16 protein-coding genes are annotated in these 14,539 nt (G+C 71.6%); 3 read left to right on the forward strand and 13 right to left on the reverse strand.

Annotated features, from left to right (window positions below; genetic code table 11):
- Positions 1–122: 122 nt before the first annotated feature.
- A complete protein-coding gene (locus VQ02_RS18875; protein ID WP_048445751.1) occupies positions 123–1,556 on the reverse strand; it encodes a homospermidine synthase in 1,434 nt (477 codons plus the stop codon).
- 326 nt (positions 1,557–1,882) lie between these two features.
- On the opposite strand from VQ02_RS18875, the gene VQ02_RS18880 reads away from it, so the two are divergent.
- Positions 1,883–2,095 (forward strand): hypothetical protein, encoded by a 213-nt coding sequence (locus VQ02_RS18880; protein WP_048445752.1) that lies wholly within the window; start codon positions 1,883–1,885, stop codon positions 2,093–2,095.
- Between the two features lie 194 nt (positions 2,096–2,289).
- Here the strand turns inward: VQ02_RS18880 and proB are convergent, their stop codons facing one another.
- The 7 genes from proB to rplU form a co-directional block, all read right to left on the reverse strand.
- A complete protein-coding gene (gene proB, locus VQ02_RS18885; RefSeq protein WP_048445753.1) occupies positions 2,290–3,453 on the reverse strand; it encodes a glutamate 5-kinase in 1,164 nt (387 codons plus the stop codon).
- Positions 3,454–3,464: 11 nt separating this feature from the next.
- Positions 3,465–3,863 carry a type II toxin-antitoxin system VapC family toxin gene (locus VQ02_RS18890; protein WP_048445754.1) on the reverse strand — a complete coding sequence of 133 codons (399 nt, stop codon included), beginning with the start codon at positions 3,861–3,863 and terminating at the stop codon, positions 3,465–3,467.
- Positions 3,860–4,129 (reverse strand): type II toxin-antitoxin system VapB family antitoxin, encoded by a 270-nt coding sequence (locus tag VQ02_RS18895; RefSeq protein WP_048445755.1) that lies wholly within the window; start codon positions 4,127–4,129, stop codon positions 3,860–3,862. Before VQ02_RS18895 ends, VQ02_RS18890 begins: the two co-directional genes overlap by 4 nt.
- A gap of 69 nt (positions 4,130–4,198) precedes the next feature.
- Entirely contained in the window at positions 4,199–5,227 is a 1,029-nt protein-coding gene (obgE, locus tag VQ02_RS18900) for a GTPase ObgE (RefSeq protein WP_048445756.1), read from the reverse strand.
- A gap of 66 nt (positions 5,228–5,293) precedes the next feature.
- Entirely contained in the window at positions 5,294–5,929 is a 636-nt protein-coding gene (locus VQ02_RS18905) for a GNAT family N-acetyltransferase (RefSeq protein ID WP_048445757.1), read from the reverse strand.
- 194 nt (positions 5,930–6,123) lie between these two features.
- The gene (rpmA, locus tag VQ02_RS18910) at positions 6,124–6,405 is read right to left on the reverse strand and encodes a 50S ribosomal protein L27 (protein ID WP_048445758.1); all 282 of its coding nucleotides are present in this window, start codon (positions 6,403–6,405) and stop codon (positions 6,124–6,126) included.
- A gap of 43 nt (positions 6,406–6,448) precedes the next feature.
- Positions 6,449–6,766, reverse strand: coding sequence for a 50S ribosomal protein L21 (rplU, locus tag VQ02_RS18915; RefSeq protein WP_048445759.1), 318 nt, complete (start codon positions 6,764–6,766; stop codon positions 6,449–6,451).
- Between the two features lie 270 nt (positions 6,767–7,036).
- Here rplU and VQ02_RS18920 point away from each other — a divergent pair, with 270 nt between their 5' ends.
- A complete protein-coding gene (locus VQ02_RS18920) occupies positions 7,037–7,432 on the forward strand; it encodes a DUF2267 domain-containing protein (RefSeq protein ID WP_048445760.1) in 396 nt (131 codons plus the stop codon).
- 49 nt (positions 7,433–7,481) lie between these two features.
- Here VQ02_RS18920 and VQ02_RS18925 read toward each other — a convergent pair whose 3' ends face one another.
- Positions 7,482–9,305, reverse strand: coding sequence for a DUF4153 domain-containing protein (locus VQ02_RS18925; RefSeq protein ID WP_053080436.1), 1,824 nt, complete (start codon positions 9,303–9,305; stop codon positions 7,482–7,484).
- Positions 9,306–9,684: 379 nt separating this feature from the next.
- Between VQ02_RS18925 and olsB the strand changes: the two genes are divergently transcribed.
- The gene (olsB, locus tag VQ02_RS18930) at positions 9,685–10,671 is read left to right on the forward strand and encodes a l-ornithine N(alpha)-acyltransferase (RefSeq protein ID WP_048445761.1); all 987 of its coding nucleotides are present in this window, start codon (positions 9,685–9,687) and stop codon (positions 10,669–10,671) included.
- Between the two features lie 16 nt (positions 10,672–10,687).
- Here the strand turns inward: olsB and VQ02_RS35820 are convergent, their stop codons facing one another.
- From VQ02_RS35820 to VQ02_RS18945, 4 genes are all read right to left on the reverse strand, one after another.
- Positions 10,688–11,374, reverse strand: coding sequence for a NeuD/PglB/VioB family sugar acetyltransferase (locus VQ02_RS35820; RefSeq protein WP_083469306.1), 687 nt, complete (start codon positions 11,372–11,374; stop codon positions 10,688–10,690).
- Positions 11,375–11,671: 297 nt separating this feature from the next.
- Entirely contained in the window at positions 11,672–12,508 is an 837-nt protein-coding gene (locus VQ02_RS18935; protein ID WP_048445762.1) for an SDR family oxidoreductase, read from the reverse strand.
- A 33-nt stretch (positions 12,509–12,541) separates the two neighbouring features.
- Entirely contained in the window at positions 12,542–13,822 is a 1,281-nt protein-coding gene (gene queG / locus VQ02_RS18940; protein WP_280818953.1) for a tRNA epoxyqueuosine(34) reductase QueG, read from the reverse strand.
- Positions 13,720–14,412: a glutathione S-transferase family protein gene (locus VQ02_RS18945; protein WP_048445764.1), complete on the reverse strand. Its 693-nt coding sequence runs from the start codon at positions 14,410–14,412 to the stop codon at positions 13,720–13,722. Before VQ02_RS18945 ends, queG begins: the two co-directional genes overlap by 103 nt.
- Between the last annotated feature and the right edge of the window lie 127 nt (positions 14,413–14,539).

Below are 14,539 nucleotides of genomic sequence, written 5' to 3' on the forward strand. Positions count from 1 at the left end.
CTGTCACCGCCACGATGGTAGCACCGGGCGGGGACGCGCGACAGCCTGCGGCGGCGCAGCGCGGCACCGCGACCGGGGGTCGGGCGCGATGCCGCAAGTCCGATACCGCAAGTCTGGAGAGCTTACGCCCCGTGCACCAGCACGTTGCGGAACTGCCAGGGATCGCTCTCGTCGATGTCCTCAGGGAAGAGGCCGGGGCGGCCGGAGAGCGGGGTCCAGTCGGTGTAGACCCCGACCACGGGACCGAGATACGGCAGCTGCACCTCGAGGCAGCGGCGGAAATCGACCTCGTCGGCCTCGACGATGCCGGCCTCGGGGTTCTCGAGCGCCCAGACCATGCCGGCGAGCACCGCCGAGGTCACCTGCAGGCCGGTGGCGTTCTGGTAGGGGGCGATCCGCCGGGTCTCCTCGATGGAGAGCTGCGAGCCGTACCAGTAGGCGTTCTTGCCGTGGCCGTAGAGCAGCACGCCGAGCTCGTCGATGCCGTCGACGATCTCGTTCTCGTCGAGGATGTGGTGCTTCTCCTGCACCTTGCCGGCCTGGCCCCACATCTCGTGCAGCGACAGCACCGCCTCGTTGCAGGGATGGTAGGCGTAGTGGCAGGTCGGCCGGTAGGCCGCCTTACCGTCCTGGCGCACCGTGTAGTAGTCGGCGATGGAGATCGCCTCGTTGTGGGTGACGAGGAAGCCGAACTGCGCCTGCGCGGTCGGGGTCCAGGAGCGCACGCGGGTGTCGGCGCCGGGCTGGAGCAGGTAGATCGCCGGCGCGTCGTTCGGGAGGGTGCGGCCGTTCTCCGGCATCCAGGTCTCGTGGGTGCCCCAGCCGAGCTCCGCCGGCTGGTTGCCCTCGGAGACGAAGCCCTCGACCGACCAGGTGTTGACGAAGACGCCCTGCGGCTTCTCGGACTTGGCGCGCTGGGTGTCGCGCTCGGCGATGTGGATGCCCTTGACGCCGGTCTCGCGCATCAGCGCGGCCCACTCCTCGCGGGTCTTCGGCTCGGGCGTCTGCAGGCCGAGATCGGCCGCGACGTTGAGGAGCGCCTGCTTGACGAACCAAGACACCATGCCGGGATTGGCGCCGCAGCACGACACCGCGGTCGGACCGCCCGGCTTGCGGCGGCGCGCGTCGAGGATCTGCTCGCGCAGCGCGTAGTTGGTGCGGTCGGCGGGGCCGGCGTTCTTGTCGAAGTAGAAGCCCGGCCACGGCTCGGCGACGGTGTCGATGTAGAGCGCGCCGATCTCGCGGCACAGCTCCATGATGTCCCGCGACGAGGTGTCGACCGAGAGGTTGACGCAGAAGCCCTGGCCGCCGCCCTCGGTGAGGAGCGGGGTGAGCACCTGGCGGTAGTTGTCCTTGGTCAGCGCCACCTGCTCGAAGCGCAGGCCGTGCTTGTCGGCGAGCGCCTTGTGGGCGTCCGACGGCTCCACCACCGTGAACCGGGCCTTGTCGTAGGTGAAGTGGCGCTCGATCAGGGGCAGGGTGCCCCGGCCGATCGAGCCGAAGCCGATCATCACGATGGGGCCGCTGATGCGGCCGTGGACGGGCCAGTCGGTCATGGCGCTCAAGGTCTCCGGATGGTGTTGCGGTGTGTCCCGCCTGTGGGGAGAGTCTCCCCGAGCCGGTCGGCTCGCCTAGCAGGCCAGCATGACGCGCGGGCGACGGGCTGATTGACGCCTCGGGTCCCCCGGGTCAACCCCGGCTCAAGCCCTTGGCGCACAACACTGAAGCGTAACCGCGAGGTTAACCGGGCCCTCCGATTCGCCATGCCGGATTCGCATGGCGCCGCTGCAGCCGCGTCGCTTGTGTGCAGCGCGGCGGCGACCATATTGCAATGCAACAAGAACACCGGAAACGCCCGCGCGCAATCTCACAGGAGATCCCGATGCTCGCGGTCATCACCCACTCGCTTATCACCCCCGCCGAGGAGCGCTCCGACATGGAGCCCGGCTTCCTCACCCTCATCAGCCGCATCGTCCACGCGGTCCACGACGCCAACCTGCGCCGCCAGGAGCGCCAGATCGGCGAGTTCGTGGAGACCCGCGGCGGCCGCATCACCGACGATCTCGAGCGCCAGATCGGCCAGTACTTCTGCTGATCTCTCGCGCCCCGGTTCGCCGGGGTGACGCTCGATCGTTCAAGCAAGGCGCCAGGGGCGAGACATCGCCCCTCGGGCGCCTTCTTCGTGTCCGGGGTCGTTCGTCGACGAGGCGAGCATCGCATGACCCACGGACTCGATCACGGTGAAGTCCGGTCAGGAGCGGTGCTCCCGGAACGGTGATCCGCCTCAGGTCAATCCCCGACCAGGGCAAGATCATCCCGGTGCACCATCGCGGCGCGTCCCGGATAGCCCAGCACCGCCTCGATCTCCCGGCTGGAGCGCCCGAGGATGCGGGCCGCGTCGTCGCTGTCGTAGGCGACGAGGCCGCGGGCGAGCACCGCGCCGTCCTCGGCCCGGATCGTCACCGCATCGCCGCGGCTGAAGCTGCCCTCGACCCGCCTGACGCCGACCGGAAGCAGGCTCGCCCCGCCCTGGAGCGCGCGCGCCGCGCCGGCGTCGATCGTCAGGGTGCCGCGCGGCTCCAGCGAGCCGGCGATCCAGGTCTTGCGGGCGGCTCCCGGCGTCGAGCCGGCGAGGAACCACGAGCAGCGCGCGCCGCCCGCCACCGCCTTGAGCGGGTTCTTGCCCCGCCCGTCGGCGATCATCATGTGGGTGCCGCCCGAGACCGCGATCTTGGCCGCCTCGACCTTGGTGCGCATGCCGCCGCGGGACAGTTCCGAGGCCGGGCCCCCTGCCATCGCGTCGATCTCCGGGGTGATCCGGGCGATCACCGGCAGGTGCTCGGCGCTCGGATCGCTCGCCGGCGGGGCGGTGTAGAGCCCGTCGATGTCGGAGAACAGCACCAGCAGGTCGGCGCCGATCATCGTGGCGACCCGGGCGGCGAGGCGGTCGTTGTCGCCGTAGCGGATCTCGGAGGTCGCCACGGTGTCGTTCTCGTTGATCACCGGGACGGCGCGCTCCTCCAGGAGCTTCAGGGTGGTGGCCCGCGCGTTGAGGTAGCGCCGACGCTCCTCAGTGTCCTGCGGCGTCACCAGGATCTGGCCGGCGACGATGCCGTGGTGAGCCAGCGCCTCCGACCAGTGCCGGGCCAGCGCGATCTGCCCCACCGCCGCCGCGGCCTGGCTCTCCTCGAGGCGCAGGGCTCCGGGCCCGAAGCCCAGCACCGTGCGCCCCAGCGCGATCGAGCCGGAGGAGACCACCAGTACGTCGACGCCGCGCCCGTGCAGGTCGGCGATGTCCTCGGCGAGCGCCGCGAGCCAGGCGTGCCGCAGCCGCCCCCGAGCCCGGTCGACGAGAAGCGCCGAGCCGACCTTCAGGACGACGCGGCGGAACTGATCGAGGGTGGGGGTGAGGGAAGAGGTGTCCTGGGCGCTGGTCGCGGGAGACGTGAGCATGGAACCGGAGGTCATGGTGCGGCAGGGATGAGGTCCGTGTGGACGAAGTCGTTCCCCTTGAAGAGGAGCGGCAGATTCTGGGTCCTCGCCACGGCGTAAGCCATGCAGTCGCCCATGTTCAACCGCGCCGGATGCCCGCGACCGCGGCCGAAGCGGAGAAAAGCGTCGGTGGCGGCGCGAAACATCCGGCGGTCGAAGTCGATCGGGCGGATGGAGGGGACCGACAGCAGGCCGTCGAGGAATCTCGTGGCTCCGCCAAGCAGGCGGGCTTCGAGAACCATGTGGGTCTCGACCAGCGTCGGCATCCCGACGACCGCGGCACCGCTCGCGGCGATGATCCGCGAGAATGCCTCGCTCTCCGCCTCGTCCAGCGCGACTGCGACGAGCGCCGACGTGTCGAGGGCGATCATGCCGGCAGGCCGTTCGTGTCGTAGAAGTCGGAATGGTCCGAGGTCGCGCCGGGCCGCTTGTCCCGGGCGGCCTCTTTCACCAGGGCGCGCAGAGTGTCGTAGTCGTCCCTCTGGGCAGGGGTGAGCGGGGTCTCGGCGACCGCGCGCGCCTCGGATTCGTGCAGGAGGCGCCTCACGACCTCGTCCGGCGTGGTGCCGAGACGCCGCGCCATCCGCTCGGCGATCCCGACCGCCTCGTCGCCCTCGATGATGAGCCGTTTCGCCATCGGTCGCTCCTTCGCGATCCGAGATTTACGCCTCTGCCATCCCCGAAGCCAGAATGCGCGGAGCCATCCTCAAGGCTGCCAGGCCACCCGCTCCACCGGCGCCTCGGCGGCGGCCGCGTCCATGCGGGCCATCAGGGCGCGCAGGGCCTCCGTCACGCCCTGCCGGGTGGCCGAGGACAGGACGAGGGGCCTCTCACCGGTCTCCGCCTCCAGGCGTTCGAGCTGGAGCGCCAGGGTCTCGGGGTCGAGGGCGTCGGCCTTGGACAGCGCCACCACCTCGGGCTTCTCCTCCAGGCCGTGGCCGTAGGCCTCGAGCTCGGTGCGCACCAGCCGGTAGGCGGCGCCGGCATCCTCGCTCGTGCCCTCGACGAGGTGGAGCAGCACCCGGCAGCGCTCGACATGGGCCAGGAACTTGTCGCCGAGGCCGACGCCCTCGTGCGCGCCCTCGATCAGGCCCGGGATGTCGGCGAGCACGAACTCGCGGGTATCGACCCGCACCACACCGAGGCCCGGATGCAGGGTGGTGAAGGGGTAGTCGGCGATCTTCGGCTTCGCCGCGGTGACGGCGGCGAGGAAGGTCGACTTGCCGGCATTCGGCAGCCCGACGAGGCCGGCATCCGCGATGAGCTTCAGCCGCAGCCACAGCCAGTGCTCCTCGCCCTCGAGGCCCGGATTGGCATGGCGCGGGGCGCGGTTGGTCGAGGTGGTGAAGTAGGCGTTGCCGAAGCCGCCATTGCCGCCTTTGGCCAGCCGCACCCGTTGCCCGACCGTCGTCATGTCGGCGATCAGGGTCTCGCGGTCCTCGGACAGGATCTCGGTGCCCGCCGGCACCTTCAGCACCACGTCCTCGCCCTTGCCCCCGGCGCGGTTGCGGCCGGAGCCGTGCTCGCCCTTGCGCGCCTTGAAGTGCTGCTGGTAGCGGTAGTCGATCAGCGTGTTGAGGCCCTCGACGCACTCGACCCAGACGTCGCCGCCCCGGCCGCCGTCGCCGCCGTCCGGCCCGCCGAACTCGATGAACTTCTCCCGCCGGAACGAGACGCAGCCGGCGCCGCCGTCTCCCGAGCGGACGTAGACCTTGGCCTCGTCGAGGAACTTCACGGGAAAAACTCCTGGTTCATGCAAGGGCGGCCGGGCAGGAGGCCCGGCCGCCGGAGGTCGATCGGATCAGGCGCCGGCCCGGCATTCCGGCCGGTCGTGGCGCTCGAACACCAGGCCGGCGGCGTGCCAGGTCTTCAGGCTGTCCCAGGCCCGCCGGTCGAGCCGGAAGCGGTCGACCGGGAAGACGCCGCCCCGGGCCGGGAAGGCCTGCAGGCCGGAGCCGACCGAGGCGAAGCCGCACTTCTCCAACACCCGCCGCGAGGCCGGGTTCACCACCCGGGCGGAGGAGGAGAGCTCGCTTCCCTCGGTGTAGGCGAAGAAGGCGTCGATCATCGCCCGCGCCGCCTCGGTGGCGAGCCCCTGGCCCCAGTACGGCGTGCCGAGCCAGTAGCCGAGATGCGGTGCGCCGCCCTCCGGGTCGGGCTCGATGCTCACCACGCCGATCGCCTGGGTCGGCTGGCGCCGCGGCGTGATCGCCATGATGAGCGCCCGTCCATCCGCATTGGCCTGCCGCGACGCGAGGATGAAATGGTCCACGGTCGGCGGATCGAGCGGATGCGGAATGCGCGCGGTCATCCCGGCTACGGCTTTCTCACCGGCGAAGCGGACGAGGGCTTGCGCGTCGGCCTGTCGGGCCCAGCGCAGCCAGAGCCTCCGGGTCTCGAGCCGGAAGACATCGTCGCGGGTGAGGTCGGGAAACATCGCCTGACTCCGATCCGAACCCAGAGCCTCCCGCTCGGGTGCGGTTGCGAGAACGACGAAGGGGAAGGTGGTGCCCCACCTTCCCCTCGTGATCTCGCTCGGAGCTCGGCCGTTTTAAGGGCCTGCGGTGAGCAGGAGTCGCCGGGTCGGTGTGGGGACACCGGCGGAGCTCCCTCGTCACTGGCTCCGTCGGGTTACTCTGCGGCCTCCAGGGCCGGGGCGGCGTCGTTGGCGACGACCGTTACGAAGGCGCGGCCTCGTTTGGTAATGAATTGCACGCGGCCGTCGGTGAGCGCGAACAGGGTGTGGTCGGTGCCCATGCCGACGTTGACGCCGGGATGCCACTTGGTGCCGCGCTGACGCACGATGATGTTGCCGGCGACGACGGCCTCGCTGCCGAACTTCTTCACGCCGAGACGACGACCGGCCGAATCGCGACCGTTGCGGGACGAACCGCCTGCCTTCTTGTGAGCCATGGGGCTAACTCCTGAATTCTGGAAAAAGGGCTCGCGGCCAGCTTTACGCGGCGCTGATGCCCGTGACGCGGACCACGGTGAGGTCCTGGCGGTGACCGCGCTTGCGGCGCGAGTTCTGGCGGCGGCGCTTCTTGAAGGCGATGACCTTCGGGCCGCGGGCCTGCTTCACGATCTCGCCGGCGACGCTGACGCCGGACACCAGCGGGGCGCCGACCTGGGTCGCGCCGGAGCCGTCGGTGAACAGCAGCACATCGCCGAAGGTGACCGCGGTGCCGGCCTCGCCCTCGAGCTTCTCGATCGTGATGACGTCGTTGGCGGCGACGCGGTACTGCTTGCCGCCGGTCTTGATCACTGCGAACATCGTTCTCGTCCGTGTTCCATCCGGCCTCCGGCGCCTGGCCGGGGTCGTCTTTTTGACAGTTGACGTTCGGGGGTTCTGAAGGACCGCCGCGAACGCGACGGCGCGCGGACCGGCTGGTCCGCGCGCCAGACATCACCGTTACGGGCGCGGGCGCTGTCTGTCAACGCCGGGCGCACCGGTTTCGCCGCCACGCCTTGATTTCGCGCCGGCCTTCGCCGAAGACCCCCCGGCGGCGTACCGGCAGGTCGCGCCGGCGAGCGGGAGACCACGATGGAAGAGCTTGTTGCCCGGGTGACGCAGGCCACGGGACTCGACGCGACCACGGCCCAGAAGGCGATCGGGCTCATCCTGGCCTTCCTGCAGAAGGAGGGCCCGCCCCAGGAGGTCGGCCAGCTCATCGCTGCCATGCCGGGCGCCGAGACGGCGATCGCCCAGGCCGGCGACGGCGGCCCCGGTGAGGGCGGCGGCGGCCTGATGGGCATGCTCGGCGGGATGATGGGCGGCGGCGTGATGGCGCTCGGCCAGAAGCTGATGTCGGCCGGCGTGCCGATGGGCCAGATGCAGCCCCTCGGCCGCGAGCTGTTCGCCTACGGCCGCGAGAAGGCCGGCGAGGACGTGATGGGCCCGATCGTCGGCTCGATTCCGGGCCTCGGGCAGTTCGTCTGACGAGACGGATCGCGGCGCCCGGCTGCCGGGCGCCGCGGACGAGGCAGCCCTAACGCCCCGATCCGTTCGCGCTCGGCGCGAAGCGCAGGCGCTGCCCGTCGACATCGAGATCGGGCATGATCGGCGGGATCGGAACCGCCCGGCCGGCTCGGATCCCTGCCAGCACCGAGTCGGCGATCGCGCGGCCGAACGGCCACGACAGAGTCCCGGCCTTGCGCCAGACCCCGTGCGCGTCGCGCCGGTACACGCCGGCCTCCGTCGCGGAGACGCCGCCGCTCCCCGGCGGATCCGGCAATTCCCGGACGGCCAGCACTTCCGGCGTACCGTCGCCGTCGAGGTCGATCACCAGCAGGCTGCAGCGCACCGCGGAGACGAAGCAGGCGGACGGATCCCGGTACGACCCGTCAGGCCGCCAGACTTGCTCGCGAAAGCCTGCGGGCAGCGAGGCTCCCGGCGGCGCGATCGTGGCACCCGCGAAGGCCGGCCCGCGGGGGGCGAGGTCGTTCCCGCGCGGCGATCCCCGGCGCTGGGCCTCCCGGGCGAGGTCCGCGACGACCGGATCCTGCGACGCTGCGAGCTGCGCCAGCGCCTCCCGGCCGTAGCGGGCGAAGCGGAAGCGGAGCGCCATGAAGTCGACGCTCTCCGGTCCCACCCGGCCGCTCTCCAGTCGCGCGATCTGGTCCGCGGTCGAGAGCCGGGCCGGGTCGGCCATCGGCGAGAGCAGGAGCACCAGCGCCAGCACGGTCGCGACGGCGCCGACCAGGTTGGTGGTGCCGAGGGCGCCCATCCAGGGACGGGCCCGGAGCGCGGCCCACGGATAGCCGAGGGCGTAGACCGCCGCGACCGCGCAGGCGGCGACGCCCCAGACCCGGATTGGTGTCAGGCCATGCTGCTCGATGCGCAAAAACAGTGCCGTGAGCGCGAGGCCGACGAGGGGCGCCAGCAGCAGGCCGGCCAGCCGCACCGTGGCCCGCAGCAGGGGCGATCGGGCCTCCGGCGTCCGGCCGTCGCCGTAGGCGGCGTTGACGATCACGATCAGCAGCGCGGTGCTGGCCAGGAGCAGGGCGGCGGCGTGGCCCGTCGCCCAGAGCGGCGCCAGCCCGGTGAGCGGCAGCGCGCTCAGGAAGGCCGCGATCAGGCCGGTCGCCAGGACGGCGAGCACGGTGACGAGCACCATCGCGACCGGCGTCTGGGCCGCGAGCGATCCGGACCGGAGATCCGTCGCGTGCACGGCCCCCGCGAAGGCGACGCCGAGAGCCGGCATCACGACTCCCGGGGCGCTCAGCACCTGCGCCACCGCGGCGAGCTTGAGGGCTCCGAACAGGGCCGCGCTGAGGGCGAGCACCCCCCAGACCGCCGCCGCGAACGCGATGCCCAAGCTGATCTGGAACGCGTGCCGCCAGGCGCCGCCGACATAGGCCGCGTAGGGCGGGCGCCACCGCCGCGCCGCATCGGCCGGCTCGATCAAGTGATGCAGGATGTAGGTGAGCGCGAAGGCCGCCGGGAGCATGAGCAGGCCGAGCTCGCCCTCGGGCGTCACGCCGCCGGCCGGCGGTCCCGCCCGCCACAGGTCGTAGGCGACGAGGAGGACCAGCAGGGTGCAGGCCGCCCCCAGCCAGGCGAGCAGGGTGCCGGCACGCAGGCGACCGATGCCGAGGATCGGGATCAGCGGCGCGATCAGGAGGAGCGGCAGCGCGTAGGCCATCACGATCCGGTGGGGCCCCACGCCCCAGATCGCCTCCGCCTTCGTGAAGAAGAACCAGAGGCCGAGCCCCTGCGCGCATCCGATCGCGAGCCGGACCGCGCCGACCCGTCGCTCCGCCTGGCTCGCCTGCGGGTGCTCCGCACCGGCCGCCGGATTCACGACGCTCAAATGATCTCTCCGGGTGGCGATCCGGCCGGGATCCGACGACGCCTGGGCCTCGCCCGCATCGGCCGCGAGCCGCCGGTCCTGCGGGCCCGGTCAGCCTGCGGGCGAATGCCCTGGTAGCGGCGGCGTAGCGCCCATCCGCGTGTGCCGCAAGGTGAGCGGTGCCGCCCGGGCCGAGGGACGGGCCTCGCGAGCCGGCGGGGCCGCGGGTCCCGGCGCGCCGGGGCGCGGTCGCGGCTGCGGCCGGGCCAACACATTGTTGCGCCTCCTGAACCCTTGTCATATTCCCGTGCCGGCTTCGTGGTGTCTTGTCGGCACGCGGGGCGGTCGCGGCGGCCGCCCAGGGCGCCGGATCGGCCGGCGCCGCACGGGATGCCTCGACATGGTTCCGTTCCTCACCCGCGGTCCGGCCGGCGACGGCCGCGATGCTCCGCCCGGCATACCGCTCGCGCGGCTCCTCGGCCGTGCCGCCGAGGGAGGCATCCACCTCAAGGGGTTCGGCCAGCCGTCGCGGCTCTTCCCGCGGCTGAGGCACTTTCCGACCCCCGGCCTCGACCCGGTGCTCGGCCGCATCGGCTCCCTCGAGGTGCGCCTCGCGACGACGCCGAAGGAGGTCAAGCGGGCCCAGCGCCTGCGCTACCGCGTCTTCTACGAGGAGATGGCGGCGATCCCGACCGGCATGGCCCTCCTGAAGCGCCGCGACGCCGACGAGTACGACGCGGTCTGCGACCACCTCCTGGTGATCGACCACGCGGCGCAGGAGGCGAAGCCGTTCCGCAAGCCCAAGCCCCGGGTCGTCGGCACCTACCGGCTGCTGCGCCAGGAGCAGGCCGACCGGAACTTCGGCTTCTACACCGCCGGCGAGTACGACCTCGGCCCGGTGCTCGAGGCCAATGCCGGCAAGCGGGTGCTGGAGCTCGGCCGCTCCTGCGTGCTCAAGCCCTACCGCACCAAGCGGACCGTCGAGCTGCTCTGGCACGGCATCTGGACCTACGTCCTGCACCACCGCATCGACGCGATGCTCGGCTGCGCCAGCCTCGAGGGCACCGATCCCGACCGCCTCGCCCTGCCGCTGAGCTTCCTGCACCATTTCGCCCGCGCCCCCGAGGGCTGGCGCGCCCGGGCGCTGCCGGGCCGACACGTCGCCATGGACCGCCTCAGCCGCGAGGCGATCGACCCCAAGGCCGCCCTCCAGGCCCTGCCGCCGCTGATCAAGGGATATCTCCGGGTCGGCGCCACCTTCGGCGACGGCGCGGTGGTCGATTACCAGTTCGGCACGACGGACGTGTTCGTGGTGCTCCCCGTCGAGGCGATCGCCAAGCGCTACATCGGGCATTTCGGGGCGGAGGCGGGGCGGCACGCGGCGTGAAGGACCAAGGCGGCGCTCAGTTCGCATTGGCCGCAGGTCTCGACCGTCGCTTCATGGGTCGGGCTGGACAGCCGACGATGGTCGAACCGGCAGCTACGTCCCGCGTGACGACGGCGCCAGCACCGACCACCGCCCCCCGGCCAATCCGCAGCCCCTGCAGGATGCCGGCATTGAGGCCGATGTAAACGTCGGCCTCGCATCGAACGGCGCCGGCGAGGCGTGCGCCTGGACCGACGCATACCCCCGGGTCGAGTCGGCAATCGTGGTCGATGCTCGCCCCCGTGTTGACGAGGCAGGATTCCGCCAGGACGGCGCTCACGCCGATGATGGCACCGGCGGCGACAAACGTCCCGGCACCGATCTCGGCGCTCGGGGACAGGATGGCGGCAGGGTGGATGATAGTGCCCAGCCGTCCGCCCTGCGCCTCGATCGTGTCCGCCGTTGATCGTCGGACGGCCTGATCGCCGGTTCCGAGATGAAAACGGCACGCTTGCAGGAGGTTTCGGTCCTGGAGGCGGTTGAGTCTGCCGAGGACGCGATGCGTGCCGAAGAACGTTTCGCCGGCAGGCAGCGCGTCCGAGAGGACGCCGCGGACCGGGAGTCCGGCGAGATCCGCGGCCTCCAGCACGACGCGGGCGTGCCGGCCTGAGCCGCCGACCACGATGACCAGTGGATCAGGTGCGTTAGCCACCGTGTTCGGCATCGTCGAATCGTCCGACCCGATGCAAATTTAAGCGAGACTCTGAGGCCACAGAATAGAGCGCAGGATCGCCTCTGCGACACGGGAGAGGGGACTGCGCTTCACCTGCCGGCATCGTTGCAGGCTGCCCTGACTGCCAGGATCGCGAGAAGGTATTTCGAGGCCTGATACCCTCGCGCCTTCGCATCGACACGTCGATGCGAAGGCGTCCGGCGCATCAGCGCCGGCGCCCGTTCGGGCTTGCCTTGCGCCTCCGAACGGGTCCGTTCGAAGGCGCGGCGGTATGACAGGGATTGCCTCCTACACCAATCCCCGCAACCCCTCCCGATACGTCGGATAGGCCAGCCTCACCCCCAGCTCCTCGCGGATCAGCCGGTTCCGCACCCGCTTGTTCTCGCCGTAGAAGCTGCGCGCCATCGGGCTCAAGCTGGCGGTGTCGAAGTCGACCGCCGGCGGCAGCGGCAGCCCGGCGAGGTCGGCCGCGAAGGCCGTCACGTCCTGGGGCGGGGCGGGCTCGTCGTCGGTGACGTTGTAGATCGCGCCCGGCCGCGGCCGGGCGAGGGAGGCCGCGAGGGTCGTCGCGATGTCGTCGACGTGGATGCGGTTGAACACCTGGCCCGCCTTGACGATGCGCTGCGCCTTGCCCTGGCGCAGCTTCTCGAACGCGTTGCGCCCCGGCCCGTAGATGCCCGACAGCCGGAAGACCTGCACCGCCTTGCCGGTCCGGGCCCCGAGGGCGAGCCAGGATTCCTCCGCCGCGACCCGGTCGCGGGTGCGCTGATGGGTGGGGGCGGGCAGCGTCGCCTCGTCGATCCAGGCGCCGCACTGGTCGCCATAGACCCCGATGGTCGAGAGGTAGCCGATCCACCGCGCCGGGCCGCCGGCGATCGCCTCAGCGTAGGACCCGAGCGCCGGGTCGCCGCCCGAATCCGGCGGGATCGACACCAGGATCGCGTCGGCCCGCGCCAGGTCACCGGCGATCCGCGGATCCGCCTCGTCGGGCGAGAACACCCGCATCGCGACGCCGTCGACCTCGGCCGGCGCCTGCCGGGTCGCCGTCACCGAGGCGAAGCGGGCGCGCTCGCGCGCCACGAAGTGGCCGGCCGTGTAGCCGAGCCCGAAGACGAACAGGTTCATGCGGCTTGAGCCTTGCCTGACGGGGATGCGGTCTTATGCAGGGCGCTGCCCTGCACCCGCCAGAGGGCTCGCCCTCTGGGCACCCGGGTTTTTCGCGAGGTCCCACTCGGCGAGCACGTCCAGGTCCTGCTCGCCCGGCGGCGGGGCAGGGGGCAGGCGCCCGAGGCGGGCAAGCGCCCACACCGCCATGCCCCGGACCAGCGGCGAGGCGTCCTCCAGCAGTCGCTCCGCCTCGCCGGCGAGGGTCTCGTCTCCCGAATTGCCGATGGCGATCAGCACGTTGCGCAGGAAGCGATCGCGCCCCGTGCGCTTGATCGGCGTGCCGGCGAACCGGGTGCGGAAGGCGGCGTCGTCGAGCCGGGCCAGCTCTGCGAGGGGCGGCGCCGACAGGTCCTCGCGCGCCATCAGCCGCGCCTCCCGAGTCGCCGCCGCGAACTTGTTCCAGGGGCAGACCGCCAGGCAATCGTCGCAGCCGAACACCCGGTTGCCCATCGGCGCCCGGAACTCCGGCGGGATCGGGCCCGCATGCTCGATCGTCAGGTAGGCCAGGCAGCGCCGCGCATCGAGCCGGTAGGGGCCCGCGAAGGCGTCCGTCGGACATGCGTCGAGGCAGCGCCGGCAGCGTCCGCACCGGTCGCCCTCGGGCGCATCCACCGGCAGGTCCGCCGTGGTGTAGATCGCACTGAGCATCAGCCAGTTGCCGAACTCCCGCGACACCAGCACGCTGTGCTTGCCCTGCCAGCCGAGGCCGGCGGCGGCGGCCAGCGGTTTCTCCATCACCGGCGCGGTGTCGACGAAGACCTTGATCTCCGCGCCCGCTCTCGCCGCGAAGGCACCGCCGAGCTCCTTCAGCTTGCCCTTGATCACGTCGTGGTAGTCGCGCCGCCGGGCGTAGACCGCGATCGACCCGCGCAAGGGATCGCTAAGCGCCGCCAGCGGGTCGCCCTCGGGCCCGCAATTGACCCCGAGCATCACGATGCTGCGCACGTCGGGCCACAGGACCGCCGGGTCCGCCCGCGCGCCGGTGCGCTCCTCCATCCAGGCCATGCCGCCGTGGTGGCCCGCCGCGAGCCAGGCGGACAGGCGCTCGGGGAGGGCGGGCACCGCGTCGGGTCGCGTCACCGCCAGCGCGTCGAAGCCCAGCGCCCGGGCACGGGCCTCGAGGAAGCGCCGGAGGGCCGCGCCGTCGCCCGCCGGACGTCCAGGTCCCCTCAGAAGTCCAGGTCCGCGTAGTGGTCCGCCGGTGCCATCCCGGCCACCCGGTCGGCGAGCAGGCTGCGGAAGGACGGGCGCGACTTCACTCGTGCGTACCAGTTCCTCGCCGTCTCGTCCTCGTCCCATGGCACGTCGCCCAGATAATCCACGCAGGACAGATGGGCCGCCGCCGCCAGATCGGCATAGGTCAGATGGCCGCCCGCCAGCCAGTTACGCCGGGAGATCAGGTAGCCGATGTATTTCAGGTGGTAGCGCACGTTGCTGCGCGCCGCCCGGATCGCGTTCATGTCCGGCGGGCCGCCGCCGTGCTGCGAGGTCATGAAGCGCTTGTGGATCTTCTCGGTGACGAGGTAGCCGGTCACCTCCTGGTCGAACTTCTGCAGGAACCAGTCGAGCAGGCGGCGCACCTCGACCCGGGCGGCGGGGGATTCCGGCAGCAGCCGGATCCCGCTCGAGCCGAGGCCCCGCGTCTCGTCGAGGTACTCGGCGATGACGCCGCCTCCCGGAACGCTCAGGCCGCCCTCCTCCACCAGCACCGGGGTGGTGCCGGCGGGGTTGAGCATCAGGAAGTCCTCCCGGCGCTCCCAGGGCCGCTCTTCGACGAGGTGGGGCTCCATGCCCATCTCGGCCATGACGAGGCGCACGAAGCGGGAATGCGGGCAGAACGAGGAGTGATGGAGCGTCGCCATGCGGGGCCGTTTCGCGCTTCGTCTGTTGGCTGGCCTTGAAGGTCGGCTCGCGGTGGGTTGAACGTGTCCGGATTGACCCACCCAGGATTAACGTCCGGTCACTGGTTCATGAATGTCTTTCGGCATC

The organism is Methylobacterium variabile (assembly GCF_001043975.1).
Taxonomy (GTDB): Bacteria; Pseudomonadota; Alphaproteobacteria; order Rhizobiales; family Beijerinckiaceae; genus Methylobacterium; species Methylobacterium variabile.